This is a genomic window from Mycobacterium sp. 4D054, from assembly GCF_052245755.1.
Taxonomy (GTDB): Bacteria; Actinomycetota; Actinomycetes; order Mycobacteriales; family Mycobacteriaceae; genus Mycobacterium.
Genome location: NZ_JBQQCF010000017.1, coordinates 86536 through 110797, shown reverse-complemented (window position 1 = coordinate 110797; position 24262 = coordinate 86536). Strand labels below are relative to the sequence as shown.

General features: G+C 68.9%; 21 protein-coding genes, 1 tRNA gene and 1 pseudogene. 17 read left to right on the top strand and 6 right to left on the bottom strand.

Translation table 11 applies throughout. The features are described from left to right. Positions 1 to 11: 11 nt before the first annotated feature. The 4 genes from ACTWP6_RS14630 to ACTWP6_RS14615 are packed head-to-tail and all read left to right on the top strand — an operon-like array spanning position 12 to position 3436. Positions 12 to 1484 carry an MFS transporter gene (locus ACTWP6_RS14630; RefSeq protein ID WP_443188055.1) on the top strand — a complete coding sequence of 491 codons (1473 nt, stop codon included), beginning with the start codon at positions 12 to 14 and terminating at the stop codon, positions 1482 to 1484. A 29-nt stretch (positions 1485 to 1513) separates the two neighbouring features. Beyond that, the gene (locus ACTWP6_RS14625; RefSeq protein ID WP_260756564.1) at positions 1514 to 2038 is read left to right on the top strand and encodes a hemerythrin domain-containing protein; all 525 of its coding nucleotides are present in this window, start codon (positions 1514 to 1516) and stop codon (positions 2036 to 2038) included. Between the two features lie 47 nt (positions 2039 to 2085). Further along, positions 2086 to 2580 carry a protein disulfide oxidoreductase gene (locus ACTWP6_RS14620; protein WP_396884932.1) on the top strand — a complete coding sequence of 165 codons (495 nt, stop codon included), beginning with the start codon at positions 2086 to 2088 and terminating at the stop codon, positions 2578 to 2580. A 4-nt stretch (positions 2581 to 2584) separates the two neighbouring features. Next, on the top strand, positions 2585 to 3436 hold the full coding sequence (locus ACTWP6_RS14615) for a cytochrome c biogenesis CcdA family protein (protein WP_260756565.1): 852 nt from the start codon (positions 2585 to 2587) through the stop codon (positions 3434 to 3436). On the opposite strand, the gene ACTWP6_RS14610 is transcribed toward ACTWP6_RS14615, so the two are convergent. From ACTWP6_RS14610 to ACTWP6_RS14600, 3 genes are all read right to left on the bottom strand, one after another. After that, on the bottom strand, positions 3421 to 4830 hold the full coding sequence (locus ACTWP6_RS14610; protein WP_260756566.1) for a selenium-binding family protein: 1410 nt from the start codon (positions 4828 to 4830) through the stop codon (positions 3421 to 3423). The genes ACTWP6_RS14615 and ACTWP6_RS14610 overlap by 16 nt on opposite strands. A gap of 114 nt (positions 4831 to 4944) precedes the next feature. Further along, positions 4945 to 6813: a lipocalin family protein gene (locus tag ACTWP6_RS14605; RefSeq protein ID WP_260756567.1), complete on the bottom strand. Its 1869-nt coding sequence runs from the start codon at positions 6811 to 6813 to the stop codon at positions 4945 to 4947. A gap of 82 nt (positions 6814 to 6895) precedes the next feature. Continuing rightward, positions 6896 to 7759: a glycoside hydrolase family 16 protein gene (locus ACTWP6_RS14600; RefSeq protein WP_260756568.1), complete on the bottom strand. Its 864-nt coding sequence runs from the start codon at positions 7757 to 7759 to the stop codon at positions 6896 to 6898. Positions 7760 to 7894: 135 nt separating this feature from the next. On the opposite strand from ACTWP6_RS14600, the gene ACTWP6_RS14595 reads away from it, so the two are divergent. Then, positions 7895 to 8389: a peroxynitrite isomerase gene (locus ACTWP6_RS14595; RefSeq protein ID WP_260756569.1), complete on the top strand. Its 495-nt coding sequence runs from the start codon at positions 7895 to 7897 to the stop codon at positions 8387 to 8389. Here ACTWP6_RS14595 and ACTWP6_RS14590 read toward each other — a convergent pair. Next, positions 8308 to 9516 (bottom strand): glycosyltransferase, encoded by a 1209-nt coding sequence (locus tag ACTWP6_RS14590; RefSeq protein WP_443188054.1) that lies wholly within the window; start codon positions 9514 to 9516, stop codon positions 8308 to 8310. The genes ACTWP6_RS14595 and ACTWP6_RS14590 overlap by 82 nt on opposite strands. A gap of 175 nt (positions 9517 to 9691) precedes the next feature. Here ACTWP6_RS14590 and ACTWP6_RS14585 point away from each other — a divergent pair, with 175 nt between their 5' ends. Together ACTWP6_RS14585 and ACTWP6_RS14580 are read left to right on the top strand one after the other, a co-directional pair. Then, on the top strand, positions 9692 to 10657 hold the full coding sequence (locus ACTWP6_RS14585; RefSeq protein WP_260756571.1) for a Gfo/Idh/MocA family protein: 966 nt from the start codon (positions 9692 to 9694) through the stop codon (positions 10655 to 10657). Continuing rightward, complete coding sequence (locus tag ACTWP6_RS14580; RefSeq protein WP_260756572.1) at positions 10650 to 11744, top strand: zinc-dependent alcohol dehydrogenase; 1095 nt, start codon at positions 10650 to 10652, stop codon at positions 11742 to 11744. Before ACTWP6_RS14585 ends, ACTWP6_RS14580 begins: the two co-directional genes overlap by 8 nt. 64 nt (positions 11745 to 11808) lie before the next feature. On the opposite strand, the gene ACTWP6_RS14575 is transcribed toward ACTWP6_RS14580, so the two are convergent. Then, positions 11809 to 14886: an ATP-binding protein gene (locus ACTWP6_RS14575; RefSeq protein WP_443188053.1), complete on the bottom strand. Its 3078-nt coding sequence runs from the start codon at positions 14884 to 14886 to the stop codon at positions 11809 to 11811. Positions 14887 to 14997: 111 nt separating this feature from the next. Between ACTWP6_RS14575 and ACTWP6_RS14570 the strand changes: the two genes are divergently transcribed. Next, positions 14998 to 15837: a class I SAM-dependent methyltransferase gene (locus tag ACTWP6_RS14570; protein ID WP_443188052.1), complete on the top strand. Its 840-nt coding sequence runs from the start codon at positions 14998 to 15000 to the stop codon at positions 15835 to 15837. A 259-nt stretch (positions 15838 to 16096) separates the two neighbouring features. On the opposite strand, the gene ACTWP6_RS14565 is transcribed toward ACTWP6_RS14570, so the two are convergent. Next, positions 16097 to 16170: transfer RNA gene (locus tag ACTWP6_RS14565), tRNA-Gly, on the bottom strand. Positions 16171 to 16255: 85 nt separating this feature from the next. Here ACTWP6_RS14565 and ACTWP6_RS14560 point away from each other — a divergent pair. From ACTWP6_RS14560 to rfbA, 9 genes and pseudogenes are all read left to right on the top strand, one after another. Continuing rightward, positions 16256 to 16630 carry a cupin domain-containing protein gene (locus ACTWP6_RS14560; RefSeq protein WP_443188051.1) on the top strand — a complete coding sequence of 125 codons (375 nt, stop codon included), beginning with the start codon at positions 16256 to 16258 and terminating at the stop codon, positions 16628 to 16630. 28 nt (positions 16631 to 16658) lie between these two features. After that, positions 16659 to 17231, top strand: coding sequence for a dCTP deaminase (gene dcd, locus ACTWP6_RS14555; protein WP_260756600.1), 573 nt, complete (start codon positions 16659 to 16661; stop codon positions 17229 to 17231). A gap of 228 nt (positions 17232 to 17459) precedes the next feature. Further along, positions 17460 to 19145 (top strand): DUF7159 family protein, encoded by a 1686-nt coding sequence (locus ACTWP6_RS14550; protein ID WP_443188050.1) that lies wholly within the window; start codon positions 17460 to 17462, stop codon positions 19143 to 19145. Between the two features lie 74 nt (positions 19146 to 19219). After that, positions 19220 to 20559 (top strand): annotated as a pseudogene (locus ACTWP6_RS14545) (UDP-glucose dehydrogenase family protein). Between the two features lie 9 nt (positions 20560 to 20568). Beyond that, positions 20569 to 20892: a DUF1330 domain-containing protein gene (locus tag ACTWP6_RS14540; protein ID WP_443188049.1), complete on the top strand. Its 324-nt coding sequence runs from the start codon at positions 20569 to 20571 to the stop codon at positions 20890 to 20892. After that, positions 20892 to 22223, top strand: coding sequence for a cytochrome P450 (locus tag ACTWP6_RS14535; RefSeq protein WP_443188048.1), 1332 nt, complete (start codon positions 20892 to 20894; stop codon positions 22221 to 22223). Before ACTWP6_RS14540 ends, ACTWP6_RS14535 begins: the two co-directional genes overlap by 1 nt. Before the next feature lie 2 nt (positions 22224 to 22225). After that, on the top strand, positions 22226 to 22972 hold the full coding sequence (locus ACTWP6_RS14530; RefSeq protein WP_260756606.1) for a maleylpyruvate isomerase family mycothiol-dependent enzyme: 747 nt from the start codon (positions 22226 to 22228) through the stop codon (positions 22970 to 22972). 18 nt (positions 22973 to 22990) lie between these two features. Beyond that, a complete protein-coding gene (locus ACTWP6_RS14525; protein ID WP_260756607.1) occupies positions 22991 to 23359 on the top strand; it encodes a nuclear transport factor 2 family protein in 369 nt (122 codons plus the stop codon). Beyond that, on the top strand, positions 23359 to 24222 hold the full coding sequence (gene rfbA, locus ACTWP6_RS14520) for a glucose-1-phosphate thymidylyltransferase RfbA (RefSeq protein WP_260756608.1): 864 nt from the start codon (positions 23359 to 23361) through the stop codon (positions 24220 to 24222). The genes ACTWP6_RS14525 and rfbA overlap by 1 nt, the downstream gene beginning before the upstream one ends. The last annotated feature ends 40 nt before the right edge of the window (positions 24223 to 24262 follow it).

Below are 24262 nucleotides of genomic sequence, written 5' to 3'. Positions count from 1 at the left end.
GTCTTTGGGGCATGTGTGCGGATGCGACGGGGCTGAGGATGGGCACGGCGGCGGGCCGGTGGGTGCTGCTGGCCACGGTGCTCGGATCCGGCCTGGTGATGGTCGACGGCACGGTGGTCAACATTGCGCTGCCGCACATCGGCAGCGACCTCGGAGCGGGATTCCGCAGCCTGCAGTGGATCGTCAACGCCTACACGCTCACACTGGCTTCGCTGATCCTGCTCGGCGGGTCACTCGGTGACCGGTTCGGGCGGCGACGGGTCTTCCTGATCGGCGTGGTCTGGTTCGCGCTGGCCTCGCTGGCCTGCGGCCTGGCTCCGAGCACCGAGGTGCTGATCGCGGCGAGAGCCCTACAGGGCGTCGGCGGTGCCCTGCTCACGCCCGGCAGCCTGGCCCTGATCTCCGCGTCGTTCCACCCCGGGGACCGGGCCGCGGCCATCGGCGCGTGGTCGGGTCTCGGCGGGATCGCCGGAGCCATCGGCCCGTTCCTGGGTGGCTTCCTGGTCGAGTGGAGCTGGCGCGCAGTGTTTCTCATCAACCTGCCGCTGGCTGTGATCGTGGTGGCGGTGACGGTTGCGCGGGTGCCCGAAAGCCGGAACCCGGAGGCTCCGAGGGATCTCGATCTCGCCGGTGCCGCGCTGGCCGTCGCCGGTCTGGGGGCGTTGACCCACGGGCTCACCGCGCTGGGAGGCGGCGATGTGAGCTTCGGGTCGGTGGCGAGCATCGGCGTCGGGGTGCTCGCCCTGATCGCGTTTGTCATCGTCGAGCGCCGATCCGACCATCCCCTGGTGTCACCGAAGCTGTTCGCCGACAGAAATTTCCGGGTGACCAATGCGATGACGCTGCTGATCTACGGTGCGCTCGGCGCGGTGTTCCTGTTGCTGGTGCTGCAACTGCAGATCGTGGCCGGCTTCAGTCCGGTCGCCGCAGGTACCGTGCTGCTGCCGTTCACCGCGGTGATGCTCGTCTTCTCGTCGCGTGCGGGAGCGCTGTCCAGCCGGATCGGTCCGCGGCTGCCGATGACGGTCGGCCCGTTGATTGCCGCAGTCGGCTTGTTGTTGATGATGCGGATCGATGCCGACGCGTCGTGGGTGTTCGACGTCGCACCCGCGGCCATCGTCTTCGGTGCGGGCATGGTGCTCGTCGTCGCGCCTTTGACTGCGACGGTGCTGGATTCGGCCCCGGAGAGCATGGCCGGATCCGCCTCCGGCGTGAACAACGCGGTGGCCCGGGCCGGTGGGCTGCTGGCGGTGGCCGTGCTGCCCGGGTTGGCCGGGATCAGCGGCGGGGACTACGCCGCGCCCGACGCCTTCGCGGCCGGCTTCCGCATCGCGGTGCTGATCTCGGCCGTGATGATGGTGATCGCTGCGGTGATGGCCGGCGTCGGAATCCGGCGCGCGCCGGCCGGCCATGCCGAGCGGATCGCGGTCGAGAACTGCACCCATTGCGCGCTTTCGGGATTACCCCCGCACCCGGTGGAGTAGGCAACCTCTGTGGCGGGTATCGACGGGTCATGGCCGACATCATCGAGCTCATCTACGCCGATCACGACTGGTTGCGCCGTCAGTTCTTCCGGCTCGACGACGCGACGACCACCGACGAACTCGCCGCGATCTGGGAGGTGCTTGGCCGGCGGCTCGACGCCCACGCCGATGCGGAGGAGAAAGTCTTCTACCCGGCGCTACTCAAACACGGCGGTCGTGACGATCCCGGTAATCCCGAGGGAGACCCCAAGGACGAAGCCGAGGACGCCATCACCGACCACAACGCGATCAGGGATGCGGTGCGGCAGTCGCGGCAGCACCAGCCCGGAAGCGAGCCGTGGTTCGAGGCTGTGCACAAGGCGCGCGCCGAGAACGGGTCGCACCTCGATGAAGAGGAACGCGAGGCGATGCCGGACTTCATCAAGAGCGCAACGCTGGAGCTGCGTCACGAGCTCGGGATGAAGTGGTTGCAGTTCTATGCCAGGCATGAGGAGATCAAAGGCGTCGACGCCACGGACAAGGACGCCGACGCGTACATCGAGAAGCATTCCTGAGTGCAGAGGTGTCGCACAGGCGTAGTTTGGCGACAGAGGAGCCGCTCATGATCCATCGATTTCTCCGTTTCGCGGCCGGCGTCGTCGCCGCGGTTCTCATGCTCGCGACGGTGAGCCCACCGACGGCGGTCGCTGACGATCGGCTCGACTTCACCGGGACCACGCTGGGCGGCGCGCCGTTCGACGGCGCGTCACTGCAGGGCAAGCCCGCGGTGCTGTGGTTCTGGACGCCGTGGTGCCCGTTCTGCAACGCCGAGGCGCCGTCGGTCAGCAGGGTCGCCGCCGCCAATCCGGGAGTGAGGTTCGTGGGCGTCGCCGCCCGTTCCGATGTCGCGGCCATGCAGGGTTTCGTGTCGAAGTACAACCTGAACTTCCCGAATCTCAACGATGCCGACGGTTCGATCTGGGCGCGCTACAACGTGCCGTGGCAGCCTGCGTACGTGTTCTACCGCGCCGACGGCTCGTCGACGTTTGTGAATAACCCGACGTCGGCCATGCCGCAACAGGAGCTGCAGGAGCGGGTGTCCGCGCTGGGCGCGTAACCGCGTGCAGCAGGATCTGGTCGGCCTGGCGTTCGCGGCGGGCATGGTGGCCGCGCTGAACCCGTGTGGGTTCGCGATGCTGCCCGCCTATCTCGCGTTGGTGGTGCGCGGGAGCGGCACCCGGGTTTCGACGGCGGTGGGACGTGCGGTTGCCGCGACGGTGGCGATGACGCTCGGTTTCCTCGTGGTGTTCGCCGTGTTCGGGTTGCTGACCGTTGCGCTGGCCTCCGCGGTGCAGCAGCACATTCCCTACGTCACGGTGGTCGTCGGTGTCGTGCTCGTGGCGCTCGGCGGCTGGCTGCTGTCCGGGCGCGCGCTGACCGTGCTGATGCCGGACCGGTTCACCGCCGGCCTCTCGGCTCCCACGGCGCGCCTGGGCTCGATGTTCGGGTACGGGGTGGGTTATGCGCTGGCGTCGCTGTCGTGCACGGTGGGACCCTTTCTCGCCGTCACCGGCGCCGGTTTCGGCACCGCCGGCGGACGGGCGTGGATCTATCTGGCCTATGCCGGGGGATTCGCGTTGGTGGTCGGCACCCTGGCCGTCGGCGCGGCCGTCGCGGGCTCCGCGCTGGCGGACCCTCTCAGGCGGATCCTGCCGTACGTCAACCGAATCGGTGGGGTTGTGCTGATCCTGGTGGGGCTCTACGTCGCGTACTACGGCTACTACGAGATCCGGTTGTTCGCGGGCGGCGACCCCGCGGATCCGGTGATCGCCGCGGCGGGACGGGTGCAGGGCGCCATCGCGGGCTGGGTGCACCGGCAGGGATCGTGGCCGTGGCTGCTCCTGCTCACCGCCGCGGCCGCCGCGTGGCTGATCAGACGGGTGTACGTCCGACGCGGTCAGCTGAAGCAGTAGGAGTCCGACGACGCGTCGCCGCCCTGCAGCCGGATCTGGTGGACGCGTAAGCCGCGGAACTCGTCGCCGTGCGGAAAAAAGTTCTGGTCGACGCTCATCCCACCGTCGGTGGGAACGTCGAGCTTGGCCATCCAGGCGCCGACACCGTCGGGGTAGAACTGGTCGTCCCACGCCCCGTAGAGCGAGTTGGTGAAGTACACCCGGCTTCCGTCGCGGCTGACCTCGACCATCTGCGGACCGCCGGCCAACGGCAGGTCGGGCATCGCGGGATGCGGTGTGCGGCCCACGATCCCGCCGAGCCGCACCGATCCGGTCTGTCGCGGGCTCGCGGGATCGGAGACCTCGAACTGCTTGAGTTCACCTGTGCCCCAACAGGACACGTAGAGGAACCGGTCGTCCACCGACAGATCGATGTCGGAGATCAGCGGCGGCACCGCGCCGAACGGCTTGAGCGCGGGAGGCAGGAGATCCGGGTCGGCGGGCTCGGCCGCGACGGTGATGACCTTCTCGACCTTCCATTCGTCGCCGTCGCGGAACCAGCGCCACACCGACCCAGACAGGTCCTCGGTGGAGATCACGACGCCGACGAAGCCCCACGTGGCGTCCGGGTCGTGGGACGGGCGCACCTCCAGCACCATCTGGTGCTGCGGGCCCAGCTCGACACGCTGCAGATGCCGGCCTGTGGCGAGGTCCCAGAAATGAAGGGCATGGCCATACTTGTTGCCCAGCAACAGTTCCGGCACGATGCCGTTCTCGATCATGGACGGGCTGCCCCATTCGCTGGAGATCAGCACGTTCTGGTTCAGGTGCCACCAGGCGTCGTAGTGGAAGTGCTGCGGCCCGCGATCGGTCTCCCAGGCGCGCAGCACGTCGAACGTCGTGTGGTCGAGCAGCGCGATCCCACCTGGTCCGTCGTCGTCGCCTTGCGGCCCACCCAGGCAGGTCAGGAAGACGCCGTCGGGACCGCAGTGCAGTGTGTGCGGACGCGAGTATCCGGCCTGTGCGGACAGGTTTGCCGCGTCGATCGTTTTGACCAGCGCCGGGGTCCGCGGATTCGGCTGGGTGTCGAATACGTAGACGTTGGACGAGCGCAGCCCGGGAACCAGGAGATGCCGGCGGGCCAGGCCGTGCATGTCGTGGCCTTCGTGCTTGAGGGCACTGCTGCAGGCATTCCAGCCGAAGTGATGCAGTTCGTCGCCGAGACCGGCAACGTCGGTCCAGCCGACCACCTGCCCGTAGGTGGCCGACGCCGGATCGACGTCGACGACGGTCATGGCGTCGGGTTTTCGGGCGGCGCGATCGAAAGCGACCACGTAGGCCAGCTTTTCGTCGGGAGCGGCCGCCGCCTCGGCGGCGGTCCGGTAGAACGTCGGATCGATGGACGGATGAGCCATGTGGCACCTCCCCGATGGGGCCGCTGTGCAGAGCGTAGTCCCGGCTGTCGATCTCAATGACGGTTTCGGGCCGAAAAGCTAGCAAACTTGTTGAAAGCGAACGTATCTGGTCGTTCACATTCTGGAGCGCGCGCGTGCCCGCCGACCCTGCGCGGGCTGCCGCGTCGGTGTGATCCGTCCCTTGACGCCGTAGACCGATGCCCGGTCCAGCAATTCCCGGTAGAAGTCCTCCGACACGACAGCGGTGCGGCTGAGCAGGAATCCGCTCAGGCCGGTGGGATCGCTGACGACGGCCCACCGGTAGTCGGGATCCAGATCGACGATCCAGTAGTTGCCCGGGGGCCGCGCCGAAGCGGGGCCGAAGAACCGCACGTTGAGCTTGTTGTTGGTGGCGTCGACCGGCAACGCGGAGCCGACGATCGAGGACTTCGGCCCGTTGTCGACGAAGTAGTTGCCGGAGTTCTCGACCCTGACCGACCCGTCGGGGTTGAGGCTGTACACGGCTTTGGTGTTGACCAGGCCGATGGAGAAGAACTGTTTGACGCTGCCCACCTCGAACCAGGTGCCCAGGTAACGGTCGAGATCGACCACCGGCGGGGGAGCGAGCACGATCGCGGCGGCGTCGCCCATCACGATGTACTGGTCGGGGGCGCCGTAGATGCCGGTGCCGTCGGTCGGGCCCAGACCCTGATACAGGTCGTTGATCCATCCGGTGGCCAGCGTGTAGACCGCCTGCGTGTTGCCCGGCGGGGAGAACCCGCTCACCAGCTGGGCGAGGAGGTCGAACAGCGCATTGCCGCCGATCAGCGAGTCGGCGTGTGAGCCCCCGGCCAGGGTCACCCCGACGAATTGACCCGGCCGGGCGGCGACCAGCTCTTTGGTGGACGCTCCGAACGAATTCCAGGGCTGCGGCGGCGCGGCGATCTGGTAGACGGGCACGAACGGGTCGTCGAGCTTGGCCAGCGCCGAGGGCAGGCGACCGCTGAAGGAGAAACCGTCGAACATCATGACCCCGCGGAGGCTGCCGTTGCCGAGCGGGTCCTCGGCGTAGTAGCCGCCGACCGCCGTGGCGAAGCCGCCGCCCGCCGACTGGCCGGACATCACGAACGCCTCCGGGAGGACGCCCAGATAACCGGCTGCGTGGGCGCTGGAGGTCAGCGACGTCCGAGCGCCGAGGAACATCGTCGCGACGGCCTCCTGCATCGGCGCACCGTTGATGCAGGAGGCCGCGCACGCGAGGGGGAACGACGACAAATTCGGCGCGACCACAATGCTGTTGGTCTGCTGTGACAGCGTCTTTGCCAGCTTGGACACCGCCGCCTTGTTGCCGAGGAAGCCGTGCTGGAGCCAGACGACGCCGGTCGCCGCGACCGAACCGTCGCTCTGGGTCGGCAGATACCAGTCCGCACGCGTCCTGTATCCGTTGCGCCCCACCGGAATCGTCAGAGCCGCACGTCCGGTTTTGACGCCGGTCACCACCGGGTTGGCGGCAGCCGCGGTGATGGGCGCGGGCTCATTCGTTTCGGCCTCGGTGGTTTCGGGCCCGGTCGTTTCGGCTGGTTCGTCGCCGACATCGGTGACGTGAGCGGCGGGCTCGGCGCCGTCGGCATCCTCGGACTGCGCGTTCTCGACCTCGGTGTCGACGTTCGTCGAGGAGGTCGACCGCGATCGCGCCGGCGGGTCCTCCGACAGGGCCGATTCGCCCCCGACGTCCTCATCGAGGTCTTCGTCGGCGTCAGTCGCGGAGGTGACCGGGCGTTCCGCCGACGAGGGAACCTCTGCAGGATCGGACGGATCGGCGGGGCTGTCGGCGGCTTGCGGATCGTCGGCGCGCTCTGCCGATGAGAGCTTTGACGGGGCGGACGAATCGTTGTCTGTCGACGTCTCGGTGTCGGCCGAGGCGACGCCCTGTCCTGCGCCCAAGGCGAGTCCCGCACCGGCAGCCAGGGTCCCCAGCCAGAGCGCCCACCGGGTCGAGGTCACGGGCGGACGATAACCGCCGTTCGACGACGATTGGCGCGAATTGTCGGCAACGTCAGCGAGAGGTCATTTTTTTTGCAAGCCGTCAGAAGACTCGGATCCAATCGACGAGCATTTCCGCGGGGTAGTTGCCCCCGGCGGGCTCGCGGCCGCCGGAGCCGCCCACGGCGATGTTGAAGACGGGCGCCATCGTGAACCCGGGATCGTTGAACGGCCAGTCCGGCAGCGAGTTCGACGGCACGGTGAAGAACGGCTCCATGCCCGGCTCCCAGTCCTTCCAGAAGTACATGCCGGTGGGGAGCCAGGTCATTCGCCAGGTGTGCCAGTCGCCGTCGATCGAATGCTTGTGGGTCTGGAACATCGTGCCGTCCAGTCGGGCGTGCACGGTGCTGCCCGAAGGCCAGTCGCGGTTGCCGTACCACTCCACGATGTCGATCTCACCGCCGCGCACCGGGTTGTCGTTGATCAGCCAGAACGCCGGCCAGGCCCCGTCGGTCAGGCAGTTGAGTTTCATGCGGGCTTCCCACGTCGTCCCGACCCCGCCGCGCCAATTGCCGACGATCTTGGCGCTGGCGTACTTCTCCTGGATGTTGGCGCCCTCACCGCGGGTGGCGCGGATGACCAGATTGCCGTTCCCGTCCTGGAAGACATGCTCCTGGTCGGTGACGTAACGGCCCATGTTGAACGGCTTGTCCCACTCGTGCGGGTTCCGGATGGTCTCGCGGACCGGCACGATGAACCAGGACGCGGGATCCGGCGGTGCGCCGGCCGGTCCGTTGAACTCGTCGGCCCACAGCAGGGCGGGCACGGCCGCTTGTGGGAGCCCCGCCCCGCCCGGTCCCGGAGGCGGCGCGTCGCCGATCGCCGGCTGGGCGCCGGCCTTGGGAAGCGGCAGGGCGGCAGCGGCCATCCCGAACCCCAGTGTCAACATTGCGCGGCGACGATCCATGCTTGGCACCTTCGAACCGTAGAACAAATTGGTGCGCTTTGGTCGGGACAACCCGCCGATATCGCCGGGAATCGAGTCGGCCACGGCGTCGCAAAGTCCCCGGCATCGGACCGGTCGCCCTCCTATCCTGGGCTGATGGCCATTGCGGAACTGCATCCCGACGTGGCCGTGCTGGCGCCGATGCTAGGCAGCTGGAAGGGCACGGGGACGGGCGATTACCCGACGATCCAGTCGTTCGACTACCTCGAAGAGGTCACGTTCGGACACATCGGCAAGCCGTTCCTGTCGTATGTGCAACGCACACGCGCTGCCGACGACGGTCGGCCGCTCCATGCCGAGACCGGTTATTTGCGCACGCCCGCGCCTGGCCGGATCGAATGGGTCCTCGCGCATCCGACGGGCATCACCGAGATCCAAGAGGGAGAGCTGAGCGCCGACGGCGACACGTTGCGCATCGATCTGGTCTCCAGCGCGGTCGGCCGTTACTCATCGGCGAAGGAGGTGTCGGCCGTGGGCCGCTCGCTACAGGTCCGTGGCGACACCCTCACCTACACCGTGCGGATGTCGGCGGTGGGACAGCCACTGCAACACCATCTCTCCGCCGAACTGCGCCGCGCCGCGGCACGGTAGCCGTCGATGCAGCGCTCATACAACGCGAGATATGCCCTGACCATGACCGCGGGGGCGTAGCGACGTTCGGCCGCTTCCCGGCAGCGGGCGGGATCGATCGCGTCAACAGCACTGACGAGCCGGCCGAGTGTGGCTTCGTCACCGAAGTCGGCGAGTAGACCGGTACCCGGCTGGATCAGTTCGGGCAGACATCCACGGCGGAATCCGACCACCGGCGTGCCGAGGGCGAGCGATTCGATGACCGCGGTACCGCCCGGCTCCTCCCAGCACACCGGAAACAAGGTCGCTCGGGCAGTCGCGACGAGGTGATCTCGCTCCGTTCCCATCGTGCTTCCGATCCACTGCACCCGGTCACCGTCGACATACGGCGCGACCGCTTGTCGCCAGTACCGTACGTCGGCGTATCGATCCGCATCCGGGTCGGCATCGATTCCTTCGGGCGCGGTGTAAGGCCCGACCGGTCCGGCCAACACCAGCTGCCAGCCGAACCGCTGGGCCAGGCGCGCGGCGATGTGCTGTCCCTTGTTGGGCGTGACCCGTGCGACGAGGACGAGGTGCTCGTCCTTCTGCGGTGCGGTTCGGTGGGTCGCGCCGTCGGCGAGCGGTGTGGCCAGATGCACGTGCCCGAGGCTGTACGAGCGAAGCTGCTCGGGCGCGCGGCGCATCTGCGAGGCGGAGACGCCGTTGATCCCGAAGCACCCGTGTCCTTCGAAAGCGTTGTAGAACGCCGCATGCTTGGCCAGGTCCCAGTGCAAGGTGTGCAGAACGGGGGGCCTGTCGAGCCCCATGGCGGCCAGCATGCTCGGGCCGAAGACCTCCATATGGTCGTGAACAATGTCGATGTCCGACCGGCATCGCAGTTCTTCGGCGATGCGCTGCATGTGTGCCGCGGCGATACCGACGACGTCGTTGTAAGGCTCGGCGAGGTGGCCGAACTGCGGCTCGTCGAATACTGCGATCTGTTCGTCGACGTCGATGGTGCTGCGGCCGACGGTTGCCAGGACGACGCGGACCCCTTGCCGGCGAAGCTGCGGTATGAGCGTGGCGACGATGTTTTCGATGCCGCCGTATCCGTCCGGTGGGACCGACAGCCACGGCCCCGCGTTGATCAGCACCGTCGAAGTCATGGCCGTGGGAGCCTCGTGTCGCGCCTCCGGGTCGATCCCGGTGCGGATGTGCCGATCGCCGGCGCGCGCATAGCACCATGTACCCCTTGCGTGCGCGTCAAATCCTCCACGGGCGGGGTAACCGCGACAACCTAGGGGTACTCGTGCTCCGTCGCCGAAGGCGGGAGATCAGGCCGTGAATCGCTGCAGGGTGGGCTTCGTCGGTGCCGGCGGTGTGGCTACCCGCCACGCACGCCACCTCGCCGGATTCCCCGACGTCGAGATCGTGGCCGTCACCGACCACGACGCGGCAGCCGCGCAGACTCTCGCCGGCGCCACCACCGCCCGCGACCTCGAGGCGCTGCTGGACCGGTCACCGCACGCGGTCTATGTCTGTGTTCCGCCGCATGCTCACGGCGTCATCGAGGAACAGGCGCTCGCCGCCGGGACGGCGATGTTCGTCGAGAAACCGCTGGCGCTCGACCTTCCTACCGCGCAGCGGATCGCCGACGCGGCGCGCAGAAGCGGCGTCGTCACCGCGGTCGGCCATCACTGGCGCTATTCGCCGGCGGTGGCGCAGGTCCGGGAACTACTCGACGGGCGAGCCGTTCGACTGGTTGCCGGGTCATGGATCGACCGGGTGCCGCCGGTGTCGTGGTGGAGCAGACGAGCACTGTCGGGCGGTCAGATCATCGAGCAGGCGGTCCACGTCTTGGACCTGATTCGCCTGCTGTGCGGCGAAGTCGTCGAAGTGACGGCCTACGCGAACGCCGCGCCACCGTGTGTTGCCGAGGCAGACGTCGACGCAGCGACGGTGGCGATCCTGAGGTTTCGTTCCGGGGCGGTCGGAACCGTGGCCGCGGCATGCTGCTTGAAGTGGAAACAGTTGGCGGGCCTCGACATACACGCCGACGATGTATCGGTCACGATCCACGAGGACTGCGTGATCGCACGGACCGCCCACGGGCCGGTGCAGCGCAGCCTGCGGCCCGATGACGCCAAGCGCGCCGCCGACCGTGCGTTCGTGGATGCCGTGCTCGGTGACAGAGCTGCCCGCAGCCGCATCCTTGTCGACTACGACGAGGCCCTCCAGACCCACCAATTAGCCTGCGCCATATCGACTTCCGCCTTAGAGCGTCGGACCGTGAGACTCGATGACTGACCGCCGCTACACCGTCGTAGTCGAGCGTCGCGGTGAGGTCAGGCTCCGGGACGAGCCGTCGCCGGGGCCTGTACGGGAGGGGCAATTCGACGTGCAGACCGCGTTCAGCGGGCTGTCGACCGGAACGGACCTCAGCTGGGTGAAGGGCTCTAATCCAGCGCTGCACAGGCGGTGGGATCCGGAATTGGGACTGTTCACGCCAGGAGAACCGGACGCCGGCTACCCGATCGACAAGTTCGGCTACATGCAGGTTGGGCTGGTGACCGAGAGCGTCAGCCCGGCCGTGGCCCCGGGTGACGTGGTGGCCATGACCTACGGTCACCGCAGCGCGTATCGCGCAGATGCGCTGACGGACCGATTCGTCAAAGTACCCGACACGCTAGAGCCGGTGTTAGGGATCTATGTCGCTCACATGGGCCCGATTTGCGCGAACGGCCTTCTGCACGCGGCCGCCGACATCCATGGGACCGATGTGCGTGGGCTGGGCGACGGCGTCCAGGGTCGCCGCGTCGTCATCACCGGCGCCGGTGTCGTGGGCCTGCTGACCGCGTTGTTCGCCCGGCTCCACGGGGCCGCGTCAGTCGTGCTCGTCGATCCCACGCCGTCACGTTGTCAGGTCGCGGGCAATCTCGGTTTCGAAGCGCTCAATCCGCGCGACGTCGACCCGGCGGCCGTACTCAAGAGCCGGTGGCGCCACGGGGTCGGCGACCGCGGCGCCGATGTGGTGTTCCAGTCTCGCGGTCAGGACAGCGCATTGGCGATGGCTCTGCGGATTGTGCGCCCTCAGGGCACGGTCATCGACATGGCGTTCTACCCGGCCGGATGCGAAAACGTGCGCCTGGGGGAGGAATTTCACCACAACGGTCTGAGCCTGCGCTGCGCGCAAATCGGTCGGGTACCGCGCGGGACCACCCATATATGGGACCGAGATCGGCTCAGCGCCGAAACCCTTGCGCTTCTCGCCGTGGCGGGCGACAGCATCGCCGAACACATCATCACCGACTACGAACCACTGTCCGAGGCGCCGGAAGTCCTCATGCGGCTGGCCGGTAGCCGACACGACGGCCTGCAGGTCGTGTTCACCTGAGGGGTGAACGCGGGTTCACACTGGATTTGGAACCAGTGGACCGCCGCCTCGGATCGCGTGTTCGTCAGCCGTCCACCTGCCAGCGAGCTTCACCGCGGTAGCGGCACCGGATTCCGGTGACCAGGTTCTGGTCCAGATGCGCGGCGGCGTGCGGCAGCACCGGCTCAAGGCGGCGCAGAGCGTCGCGAATCCGGCCCGCGACGGCTTTACGGGCGCGCTCTGCGGGGTTGTTGGCGAAGGAACGCTGCCGTCCGCCGAAGCCCGTGCCCGTGCGGAGTTCTGCCACCAGCGCATCGTGCTCCTCGTCGATCCTGGCGAGGCGGCTCGCGTCACCTATCAGCATCGCTTCCTCACGCAGATCGGCGAGCGCGGCGAGTCTGCGGCGGTACTCGCTGGCAGCGCGGTGGTCGTGGATCTGGCCGGCATCGTCGGACGTGACCCCGGCTGCCATGAGATCGAGAACGTGTACCTCCACACCCGGTTGCCGCACCAACACGGCGATGTCATGCATGCCCTTGCAGTCCCGAACGACGGCGGTCTGCCCGTCGTAGGTCACCTCCCAGTCGAGGTCTCGCCTGCGCAGCGCGCGGGTGGCCGGCGTCGCGCCGTCACGTTGTGCCGCCTCGAGGTCGGTGCGTGCCTCGGCCAGCGTCCAGGCGCCGAGGCGCTCGTATACCCGGCATGCCTGCGCCAGAAGGGATTTCGCCCGGTCCGGCTGCCCAAGTGCGGCGGCGAGCCGGCCGGCGGTGTGCGCGTGACTGCCGGCGAAGGCGACAAGTGCGCCGTTGACCCCGCACGAATCGGCCAGCGGCTCGAGCTCGGTCAACAGCTCCTCACACAGGACCCGCTCGTCCACCGCGACAGCGGCGACAGCGAGCTCGCGAACGAACACCGACCAGAGGTAGGACCGCTCGGCCCGCCAGGTCCCGAGGTCCTGTACCGCCGAGACGTGGCGGCTGGCGGCGTCGAGATCGCCCGCCCTGGCGTTGAAGCCCGCGGCGACCGCATGCGCGTGCACCGGAGCGCCGGTCCAGTGCCTGACGGCTTCGTCGGCGAATGCCACCAACTCGGTCGGCGCCGCACGAGCCCGGACCAGCTCGAGGCGCTGGGACATCCGCACGTTGTGCGTGTCGGGCTCGCCTAGTCGTTCGCCCAGCGCGACGGCGGTGTCGATCAGCGAGTCGGCTTCCTTTAACTCTCCGTGCAGCAGTGCGCGGAAGGCCCGTCGTGTCGCCACCGTGTATCGGTGGCGTAACTGTCCCTGTTGTTCCAACAGCGCCAGGCACTCGTCGAGGGTGGCGTCGAAGGAGACGCGTCCGTTCTCCAATAGCGCGTTGGCGTGCAGCAGCAGCATTTCGGCCAAGCGTTCGGCGTCACCGCTGCGGCGGGCCAGGCCGACGAGTTCGACGGTCACCTCGGCTCTTTCGGCCGCGGCGCCTGGTGTCCACAGCACGTCGTGGCGGGCGAGCAGGCAGTCGGCGAGGACGTCGGGGTCGCCGGTGGTCCGTCCGAGGGTGAGTGCCTCCTCGGCGAACTCCCTTGCCCGCGTTCGTTCTTCGGCGACCGAGTGGGTGAGCTGGCGGGCCAGCGCAGAAGCCAGTTTGGCCCGCAAAGCCGTCTCGGCATCCGGTAGAGCGTTCAACGCGTCTTCGAGTTCCGCGGTGATCTCGTCCCGGCGCGTCGCGAACTGCGAGCCCAGTCCGACCGCGGCCAACGCGACCAACGCGCTCGCCCGCGTGTCCCCGCCGTGGCGCGCTGTCGTCCTGGCCTGCGCAAGCAGGTCGCGAGCCTGGGCTGCGCGGCCATCCCGGGCCAACAGGTCCGTTTCGACAAGGAGTACTTCGACCAGCACGCCGGCAGGCGGAACCACCGCGGCGTCGGCAACCGCGCCGCGCAGCAGCCGCAAGTGCTCGGCCGCCTCCGCGAGGGCAGACGAGGCGCGGTCTGCACGTGCGGCGCGGAGAGCCCATCTCACGGCTTCATCGATTGCACCGATTCCTACCGCGAAGCGAAAGTGCCGGGCGACTTCCGAGGGAGCCACGCCGGCAACTCGTTCGGCGCGCGTCGCGAGTGCCCGACCCACCGCGAGGTGCAGTGAGGGGCGCTCGGCTGGTGCGACCCCCGCCGCGAGAACCTCGCGGTAGAGATCATGCGCGAAGCGCGTCCCGTCGCTGGTGCTGGTGAGGACGCCGGCGGCGACAGCCTCGGCGAGCGCCTGCTCAACCTCGGCACGAGCGCAGCCCAGAGTCGCCGCGACCACGTCCGGCAACACGACCGATCCGGCGAGCGCCGCTACCCCGAGCACGCGTGAGGTCCGCGGGTCCAGACGACGGGCTCGGCGGTCGATCGCTTCGCGGATCGCCGACGGAATGTCGTTGGCCGGTGAACCGTCGGCGGCCGCGAGGGCGAGTTCCCGGAGGAACAACGGGTGCCCGCCGGCCCGTCGGAGCAGGGTCGACACCTCCGGGTCCGCCAGCGGCTTCCCGGTCAGCAGCGTCGCCAGCTGAGCAGCCGCCTCGCGGGCCAATGGGTGGAGTCTCACGTGCTCCGCCCGGGCTCTCACGGAAGTCAGCCGTTCGGCCAACTTGTCTTCGAGATCGTCGTGCCGATAGGCCCCGATCACGCTCACCGAAGACGGCCACGCAGCCGCGGCCGCGAGCTCCAACAGCTCCAGTGACGAGTCGTCGGTCCACTGAAGGTCGTCGAGCACAACGACCAGGCCGCGATCGGCGGCCAGCGTCTGAAGCCACGTCAGCGTCGCATCGAGCATCAGCATGCGTCCGCGGCTGGAGGACTCGACGCCTGCAGGTTCACCCAGAGCCGAGGCGACCGTTGCGACCAGGCCGAGATCCGCTCCGGCTGCGGCGCGGGCGGCGTCCACGCCGACCCGCCGCACTATCCCGTTGAGCGCGTGCGTCCATGGCCAAAAACCGGGCGCTGCACCGCCGTACAGGCACGTGCCCCAGCCGACGACGCACTGAGACGGTGAGCGCAGCGCTGCTCGCAGCAACGACGTCTTACCCATCCCGGCGGAGCCGGTGACCAACACCACGCGACCCTCACCGCGTTGGGCCCCGTTCACGATGCGGCTCACCTCGTCAAGGGCCACCTCGCGTCCGAGCAGAATCTGCGCGCCGGTCACCCAACCATTGTTGCCGTCTGTGGGCTGGCAATCTGCCAGAACGCTTCTTCCGCCTTCATCGAACAATCTGGCGCCTTAAGGGTGAGAGCAAAACCGTTCGAGGAGGACGACATGAAATTCGACCCGATTCAGTACAAGGCAACGACACGTCGGCAGTGGGAAGACGCGGCCGAGGCGTGGCACCGCTGGGGACCGGTCCTCGAGGACTGGCTGGGCGAGGCGACTACGCGCATGCTCGATGCGGCGGGAGTCGGCGCCGGCAGTCGGGTCCTGGACGTCGCGGCGGGAGCGGGCGGCCAGAGCGTCGCCGCGGCCCGGCGCGGTGCCCACGTCGTAGCCACTGACATATCGCCGACGATCCTGAAGTACGCCGAGAAGCAGGCCGCCGAACAGGGCCTCACACTGGAAACCGTTGAAGCTGACGGGGAGCGACTCGCGGACCGGGTCGGTGGCGGGTACGACGCGGTGGTTTCGCGCCTCGGCCTGATCTATCTGCCCGATCAGCGCAGTGCTGTCGCCGGCTTCCGCGAAGTTCTCGCCGACGGCGGCCGCGTGAGCGTGGTGGTGTACTCCACGCCGGCGCGGAACGGCTTCTTCGCCGGACCGGTGTCGGTCATCCGCGCCCGGGCCGGCCTACCGGCACCGGCGCCGGGCCTGCCGGGGCCCTTCAGCGTCGGCGCGCCCGGCGTGCTGGCGGACCTCCTGACCCAGGCCGGATTTCACGACGTGACAGTCGAGGCGCTGGACGCTCCTCTTCGGCTCGCGTCCGCGGCGGAGTGCCTGCGGTTCGAACGCGAATCGTTCGGGGCGCTGCACCAGATGCTGGCGGGGGTCCCCGCGGACGAGCGCGAGGACGTCTGGGACGAGGTGCACCAGGTGTTGCGCCAGTACCAGGCCGATGACGGGTTCGTCGGCCCGTGCGAACTGCTGATCGGGTCAGGGACGCAATGACCGTGTGCTGGCGGCGTCAGTGTGAAACCGGCTCGGCGACAACGAGATTATGCCGAACCATGGATACACGCATCGAGGTCCGGGCCGACGGTGGTCGGGACGAAGCTGCTGCCTCAACACCAGCGGAGTCTGGAGTGGTCCGTCGACCGGAGCAGGGACAGGGGTCATCGTGAACACACGTCGTACGGCATCGCTGAAAGTCACGGTCGTAGCCGCCGTCATGGGAGGTGCCGGCGTCGCGCCCCCTGCCGAACCGCCATGGAGCCGATGACGGGAATCGAACCCGCGTATTCAGCTTGGGAAGCTGATGTTCTGCCATTGAACTACATCGGCCTGTTTGATCAGGAAGGTTAACACCTGGCGGTCCCTCGCTGTGGAGGTGGCCGCAAGCTGGTCAGTCACACTCCGGGGGAATCTGATGAAGCATGTCGTCCCAGTCACCGCGGCCCTGATCGCCGCCATCCTTGCGCCTGCTTCCGCCGGCGCGACCCCGCCCGACGGCGACATCGAGCGCACCGATCTCGCGCAGGGCACCACCGGCGCGCCCGTCGTCATCATCTCCGTCGGGCAGCCAACCACGCTGTATGTCCAGGACCTGGTGCTGCACAGCCCCGCCAGCAGCGGCTGGCACACCCACCCGGGGCCCGAACACACCGTCATCAACGAGGGCACGGTCTACGTCCAATCCGCCCCCGACTGCATCCCCGTCGCGTACCCGGCCGGCCAGGCCGTGTTCATCCCGGCCGGGGTCCCGCACGTCGTGCGCAACGACGCACCCGCTGCCTGCCCCTGACCGGGCGTCATCCCGTTACGCTCGTGCGGTGCTGCTCTCCGACCGCGACATCCGGGCCGAGATCGATGCCGGCAGGCTGGGTGTCGACCCGTTCGACGACAGCCTGGTCCAGCCCTCGAGCGTCGACGTGCGCCTCGACAACCTGTTCCGGGTCTTCAACAACACCCGCTACACCCACATCGACCCCGCGCAGCGCCAGGACGACCTGACCTCGCTGGTCGAACCCAAAGAGGGCGAGCCGTTCGTGCTGCACCCGGGCGAGTTCGTGCTCGGCGCGACGCTCGAGCGCTGCACGCTGCCCGACGACCTCGCCGGCCGACTGGAAGGCAAGTCCTCACTCGGCCGCCTCGGGCTGCTGACCCACTCGACCGCCGGCTTCATCGACCCGGGCTTCTCCGGGCACATCACGCTGGAGCTGTCCAACGTGGCGAACCTGCCCATCACGCTGTGGCCGGGCATGAAGATCGGCCAACTCTGCCTGCTGCGCCTAACCAGCCCGGCCCAGCACCCGTACGGCAGTGGCGCCGTCGGCTCCAAGTACCAGGGCCAGCGCGGTCCCACCCCGTCCCGCTCGTACCAGAATTTCCTCAAGACCAACTGAGCTGAAACGTCATCGCCGCGCCTGGCCCGGCGCGAGTAATGTCGTGGGCACCGGCGCCACCGGTCATTCGTGCCGACGTGTCCCGGCCAGGTCTTCAGCCACGCTCAGCTAACAGCGTCGGATGTAACGCATCAGCTGACCGCGTCGATGAAGTATCTAGTTGTCGGCTCGCCGCGCCCGTGTGAGCAGTGCCGACCGCAACGCTGCAGCAAACTTCGGGAGGGGTCAGTGGACATCGTATTAGGTGTGTCGATGACACCTACGACGGTCCGCATGGTGCTGGTTGAGGGCGAAAAGGCCGACGGTGTGACCGTCGACCACGATGCCTTCGACGTCACGTCGGGGGACGGCTCGGCAAACGCGGCCGAGCATGTGGTCTCGGCGGTGTTGGGCACCAAGGAGAGCGCCGAGACCGGGGGTCATCACCTCAAGTCGATCGGTGTCACGTGGAGCGATCACGCCGAGGCGACCGCCCTTCGCGACGCGCTCGCCGCGCACGGCATCGACGACGTCATGCTCGTCTCGGAGAGCCACGCCGCGGCGTCGCTGGCCCAGGCGGTCGGCCGTGCGGTCGGCTACGACACCACCGCGCTGCTGTTCGTCGATCGCGACACCGCGACCCTGTCGGTGGTGCAGACCGACGACGGCTCGGTGGTCAAGGTGCTCAGCCGCAGCCTGCACAGTGCCGACGCGATGGCGGTGCTGACCGAGATGGCCGCGGCGGTCGCCGCGCAGCCGGCCCCGCCCCAGGGCATGTTCGTCGTCGGCTCCGGCGTGGACATCAGCTCGGTCAAGGCGCACCTCGAACATCTCGTGTCGCTTCCGGTCAGCGCGCCCGACGAGGCCGACCTCGCGCTCGCCCGCGGCGCTGCGCTGGCCTCGGCCGCCGCGCCGGCCTTCGAGGCCACCACGGTCGGGCTGGCCTACTCCCAGGACCCGGACGGCCCGACGGCCGGATCGGTGCTGGGGCTGGCCGCCGCGGACACCCAGCTGGCCCCGGCCGGCGCCGACAGCGGCGATGACCTCGTCGACGAGTTCGCGCCGACCGAGATGCGGCCGGTCGACGAGCAGCGCAAGCCGTTCCTGCTGGTCGGCAGCGCGGTGACCTCACTGTTCGTGATCGGCGTTGCCGCGCTGGTGGTTTCGCTGGCCATCAGCATCCGGCCGACTGCCGACCAGCGGCCCAGCCCGGCGCAGGCCGTGATCGTGCCGAGCCCGCAGGTGCAGGCTCCCGAGCCGGCCCCGGCACGGCAGGAGGCCGCCAACGTGCCCGCCGACCCGCCGTCGGCCGAGACCATCAAGCCACCGGTGCCGGTGGTGCGGGAAGCGCCCCAGCCCCAGCAGGCCCCGCGCACCGTGTACGTCGAGCAACAGGCACCCGCTCCCGCCGCGCCGGCCCCCGCGCCGGCCCCCGCCGCCCCGGCGCCGGCCCCGGCTCCCGTGGCGCCCCCGCCGGTCGTCGCACCGGTGGTCGTCCCGCCGCCGGTGATCGTGCTCCCGCGCCCGCAGTGGACCCCGCCCAAGCCCGCCTGGACGTGGCCCACCCGCACCGCCGAGCCCGACAAGCCGGACGAGCCGTGGCGGCCGCCGTGGCAGAACGACGATGACGACGACAAGCCGGCCCCGACCCTGCCGACGCGGACGGTGCAGCCCACCCGTCCCCAACCCACGGTTCCCCAGGTGCCCCAGGTGCCCCAGTGGCCGGGCAGCGGATCGGGCAACGGCTCGGGCAACGGCTCCGGGTCGAACTCGGGCTCCGGCCCGGGCAACGGCGGCCGCGGCGACGGCGGCTCCGGGCGGGGCTCGGATTCCGGTTCGTCGCGCGGCGGCGGCTCGGGCAGCGGTGTGCCCGGCGACATCAACGGCGACGGCTGCTTCCTGGTCTTCTGCGCTCCCGGGGCAGGCCGCAACTAGCTCGTCACCCGCCGTTGGCCCGACGCTCAGCGGCAGGTGGCCGACCGCTCACCGCGGCTGCCTATACAGGCGGTATGCGGTGCACCGTCTTCGGGACCGGTTACCTCGGCGCCACCCACGCCGCGGGCATGGCCGAACTGGGGCATGACGTGCTCGGGGTGGACGTCGACGCGGGCAAGATCGCCAAGCTCGCCGCCGGTGAGGTGCCGTTCTACGAGCCCGGGCTTCCAGAGATGGTGCAGCGCAACATTGCTGCGGGGCGGCTGCGCTTCACCACCGACTACGCCGAGGCCGCGGCGTTCGCCGACGTGCACTTCCTCGGTGTCGGGACACCGCAGAAGAAGGGCGAATACGGCGCCGACCTGCGTCATGTGCACGCCGTGATCGACACCCTGGTGCCGCTGCTGAGCCGGGCTGCGGTGATCGTCGGCAACTCAACGGTGCCGGTGGGCACCGCCGCAGACCTGAGTGAGCGTGCCGCGGGCCTCGCTCCGGAGGGCGTCACCGTCGAGGTGGCGTGGAATCCGGAGTTCCTGCGGGAGGGGTTCGCCGTGGCGGACACCTTGCACCCCGACCGCATTGTGTTTGGGGTGCAACGGGACTCGCGGTCGGCGGAGCGGGCGGCACGGGAGATCTACGCGCCGCTGCTCGCCGATGGCGTCCCGTTCCTGGTCACCGATCTGCAGACCGCGGAGTTGGTCAAGGTGTCGCCAACGCGTTCCTGGCCACCAAGATCAGCTTCATCAACGCGATCGCGGAGGTGTGTGAGGCCGCCGGCGCCGACGTCACGCTGCTGGCCGACGCGCTCGGACACGACGCCCGCATCGGGCGCCGATTCCTCAACGCGGGCCTCGGTTTCGGCGGCGGCTGCCTACCGAAGGACATCCGCGCGTTCATGGCCCGAGCCGGCGAGCTCGGCGCCAACCACGCGCTGACGTTCCTGCGCGAGGTGGACAGCATCAACATGCGGCGTCGCACCCGCATGGTCGAGCTGGCCACCACCGCCTGCGGCGGGTCGCTGCTGGGCGCCAACATCGCGGTGCTCGGCGCGGCGTTCAAGCCCGAATCCGACGACGTGCGGGACTCGCCCGCCCTGAACGTCGCCGGGATGCTGCAGCTCAACGGCGCCACCGTCAACGTCTACGACCCGCAGGCGATCGAGAACTCCCGCCGGCTGTTCCCGACCCTGAACTACTCGACGACGGCCGTGGAGGCCTGCGACCGCGCCGACGCCGTGCTCGTGCTCACCGAATGGCGGGAGTTCGTCGACCTCGACCCCGCCGCACTGGCGGACACGGTGCGGGCGAAAGTGGTTGTGGACGGCCGCAATTGCCTCGATGTCGGCGCGTGGCAACGGGCCGGCTGGCGGGTGTTCGCGCTGGGCCGGTACGGGGGAGAACCCGCAGCGGCGTAGCGTCGGCTCGTGTCCGTCTACGCGCTGAACCTGTTCGACATCGCCGACCGCGATGAATACCTGGCCTACTCCAAACGCTCGCCGGCCGAAGTCGCCAAGCACGGCGGCCGCGTCGTCGCGCTCGGGCGGTTCCAGGAGTCGATCACCGGCGACATCGCACCGCGCAAGGTCCTGATCCTCGTCGAGTGGGAGTCGCGGGAAGCGTTCGACAGCTACCGCGACGACCCCGACCTGGCCGATCTGCACGCCCACCGGGAGAACGGCTCGTCGTCTTACATCTGGCACCTGTTCGACCGGTTGGACGATCTGCGGCCCCTGCTTAAGCTGACCTGATGGCAGCCGATCTTGCGCAACGTATCCGGTGGCTGGCTCTGCACGGGGTGATCCGCGGTCTGTCGAAGGTCGGGGCGCGTCGCGGCGGAGACCCACAGGCCAGGCTGATCGCGGACCCGGCCGTGCGGGACGACCCCGCCGGGTTCGCCGATGAACTGCGTAACCACGGGCCGGTGGTCCGGTGCCGCGCGGTGCTGATGACCGTCGACCACCAGGCGGCCAACGAGATCCTGCGCTCGGACGACTTCCGGGTGTCCTCGCTCGGCGCGGGCCTGCCGAAGCCGCTGCAGTGGATCAACCGCAAGACCCACCCCGGCCTGCTACACCCGATCGAGCCGCCGTCGCTGCTGTCGATCGAACCGCCCGACCACACCCGCTGCCGCAAGCTGGTGTCCTCGGTGTTCACCACGCGGGCGGTCGCTGCGCTGCGCGACCGCGTCCAGCAGACCGCCAATGAGCTTCTCGACGACCTGGAACGCGAATCCGGGGTGGTCGACGTCGTCGAACGGTACTGCTCGCAGCTGCCGGTCGCGGTCATCAGCGACATCCTCGGCGTCCCTGAGCAGGACCGCCGGCACATCCTGCACTTCGGTGAGCTCGGTGCACCCAGCCTCGACATCGGCCTTTCCTGGCGGCAGTTCACCCAGGTGCACGAGGGCATCGTCGGCTTCAACGAGTGGCTGGGCGGCCACATCGACGAGCTGCGCCGCAACCCGGGTGACGACCTGATGAGTCAGCTGATCCGGGCCAGCCAGGCCGCCGACGAGGCCAACCGGCTGTCCGACCGCGAGCTCCAGGCCACCGCGGGCCTTGTGCTGGCGGCCGGGTTCGAAACCACGGTGAACCTGCTCGGCAACGGCATCCGGATGCTGCTCGACACCCCCGGACACCTGGATACGCTGGCCGCCCGGCCGCAGCTGTGGCCGAATGCGGTCGAGGAGATCCTGCGGCTGGACTCGCCCGTGCAGATGAGCGCCCGGTTCGCACGCCGGGACGTCACCGTCGGCGGGACCGACATCCGGCGCGGCGAACTCGTCGTGATCTACCTCGCGGGCGCCAACCGCGACCCGGACGTCTTCCCCGACCCGCACCGGTTCGACATCGAACGTGAGAACGCCGGACGCCACCTGTCGTTCTCGAGCGGCCGGCACTTCTGCCTGGGCGCCGCGCTGGCCCGCGCCGAGGGTGAGGTCGGGCTGCGGACGTTCTTCGAGCGCTATCCCGACGCCCGGCTGGCCGGTGCGGGCAGGCGCCGCGACACCAGGGTGCTGCGCGGGTGGTCAACCTTGCCGATCACCCTTGGAAAGACGCGCGCCGCGCTAGGTTCGTAGAGGTGGACTTCCGAGCAGCCCTGCTCGAGCAGACTCGAGCCTTCGGTGACCTGATTCGATCGGCAGACCCGGCGACGCCGGTGCCCACGTGTGGGGAGTGGACGCTCAAACAGCTCTATCGCCACGTGGGCCGCGGAAACCGTTGGGCCGCCCAGATCATCAGTGAACGACGCAACCAGCCGCTGGACCCGCGCGAAGTGCGGGACGGCAAACCGCCCGACGATCACGAGGCCGCGATCGAATGGTTCGATCAGGGCGCCCGGATGGTGATCGACGCCGTCGACCACGTCGGCGCCGACGCGCGGGTGTGGACCTTCATCGGGCCCCGGCCCGCCGGCTGGTGGATCCGCCGCCGCGTGCACGAGACCGCGGTGCACCGCGCGGACGCGGCCCTGGCGCTCGGCGCCGATTTCGAACTGCCCGCCGATTTCGCCGCCGACTGCCTCAGCGAGTGGATCGAACTGGCCACCGTCGACCGACGGCATCCCCCGGCCCTGGACCCGGGGCAGTCGATCCACCTGCACGCCACCGAGGAGAAGCTGGGTCCGACGGGGGAGTGGAGCATCGCCCACGACGACGACGGGCTGTCGTGGTCGCACACCCACAGCAAGGGCAGCGTGGCGTTGCGCGGCCCCGTCACCGGGCTGCTGCTGGCGACCGTGCGGCGCAGGTCGGCCGCCGACGCCGGGCTCGAGATGTTCGGGGATGCCGCCGTCTGGGACGGGTGGCTGGAGCGCACCCCGTTCTGAGTGGGTACCTTCGCGATCATGACCACTTCGGAGCTGGCCACCGTCCTCGCCTGGCATGACGCGCTGAACGCCGGCGAGGTCGACACGCTGCTGGAGCTCTCCAGCGACGACATCGAGATCGGTCACGCCGGCGGTGCCGCCCAGGGGCACGCCGCGTTGCGCCACTGGGCCGAGGCGCTGGACGAACGGCTCGAACCTGGCCGCATCTACGTCCACGACGGCGTGGTGGTCGTCGAGCAGCAGACGGTATCGGTCACCGGGGAGACCGGTTCGGCGGCGGCGGCGTTCCGAGTCGTGCACGACAAAGTCACGTCGGTGTTCCGTCATCCCGGCCTCGCCGCCGCGCTGGCGGCCACCGAACTGACCGAAGCGGACCTGACCGGCTGATGCGTGGCATCATCCTGGCCGGCGGATCGGGGACCCGGCTGTATCCGATCACCATGGGCGTCAGCAAGCAGTTGGTGCCGGTTTACGACAAGCCGCTGATCTACTATCCGCTGTCCACGTTGATGATGGCCGGCATCCGCGACATCCTGGTGATCACCACCGCGCAGGATGCCCCGGCGTTTCACCGGTTGCTCGGCGACGGTTCGGATTTCGGAATCAACCTGACCTACGCCGTGCAGGACGAGCCCGACGGCCTGGCCCAGGCGTTCGTCATCGGAGCCTCCCACATCGGCACCGAATCAGTGGCTTTGGTGTTGGGGGACAACATCTTCTACGGTCCCGGACTGGGCACCAGCCTGCAGCGCTACCGGAACGTCTCCGGCGGAGCGATATTCGCCTACTGGGTGTCCAATCCGTCGGCGTACGGCGTGGTCGAGTTCGCCGACGACGGCACGGCGCTGTCCCTGGAGGAGAAACCGGCCACGCCGAAGTCGCACTACGCGGTGCCCGGGCTGTACTTCTACGACAACGACGTCGTCGAGATCGCCCGCGGGCTGCGGAAATCCGCGCGCGGAGAATACGAGATCACCGAGATCAACCAGACCTACCTCAACCAGGGCCGGCTGACCGTCGAGACGCTGGCCCGCGGAACGGCGTGGCTGGATACCGGGACTTTCGACTCACTACTGGACGCCAGCGATTTCGTCCGCACCATCGAGCGCAGGCAGGGACTCAAGATCAGCGTGCCCGAAGAGGTGGCGTGGCGGGTGGGCTTCATCGACGACGCCACGCTCGAAGCCCGGGCGAACACCTTGCTCAAGTCCGGTTACGGCGCATATCTGCTGGAGCTGCTGCAGCGCTGAGGCGGCGGTGCCTTGTATCTCCATGGTTCTGTGCTGCGCG

Bases quoted from the DNA above. Each gene is read 5' to 3' on its own strand.
- ACTWP6_RS14630 (WP_443188055.1), top strand. From the start codon at position 12: ATGTGTGCGGATGCGACGGGGCTGAGGATGGGCACGGCGGCGGGCCGG.
- ACTWP6_RS14625 (WP_260756564.1), top strand. From the start codon at position 1,514: ATGGCCGACATCATCGAGCTCATCTACGCCGATCACGACTGGTTGCGC.
- ACTWP6_RS14620 (WP_396884932.1), top strand. From the start codon at position 2,086: ATGATCCATCGATTTCTCCGTTTCGCGGCCGGCGTCGTCGCCGCGGTT.
- ACTWP6_RS14610 (WP_260756566.1), bottom strand. From the start codon at position 4,830: ATGGCTCATCCGTCCATCGATCCGACGTTCTACCGGACCGCCGCCGAG.
- ACTWP6_RS14600 (WP_260756568.1), bottom strand. From the start codon at position 7,759: ATGGATCGTCGCCGCGCAATGTTGACACTGGGGTTCGGGATGGCCGCT.
- ACTWP6_RS14595 (WP_260756569.1), top strand. From the start codon at position 7,895: ATGGCCATTGCGGAACTGCATCCCGACGTGGCCGTGCTGGCGCCGATG.
- ACTWP6_RS14590 (WP_443188054.1), bottom strand. From the start codon at position 9,516: ATGACTTCGACGGTGCTGATCAACGCGGGGCCGTGGCTGTCGGTCCCA.
- ACTWP6_RS14580 (WP_260756572.1), top strand. From the start codon at position 10,650: ATGACTGACCGCCGCTACACCGTCGTAGTCGAGCGTCGCGGTGAGGTC.
- ACTWP6_RS14570 (WP_443188052.1), top strand. From the start codon at position 14,998: ATGAAATTCGACCCGATTCAGTACAAGGCAACGACACGTCGGCAGTGG.
- ACTWP6_RS14560 (WP_443188051.1), top strand. From the start codon at position 16,256: ATGAAGCATGTCGTCCCAGTCACCGCGGCCCTGATCGCCGCCATCCTT.
- ACTWP6_RS14535 (WP_443188048.1), top strand. From the start codon at position 20,892: ATGGCAGCCGATCTTGCGCAACGTATCCGGTGGCTGGCTCTGCACGGG.
- ACTWP6_RS14525 (WP_260756607.1), top strand. From the start codon at position 22,991: ATGACCACTTCGGAGCTGGCCACCGTCCTCGCCTGGCATGACGCGCTG.
- rfbA (WP_260756608.1), top strand. From the start codon at position 23,359: ATGCGTGGCATCATCCTGGCCGGCGGATCGGGGACCCGGCTGTATCCG.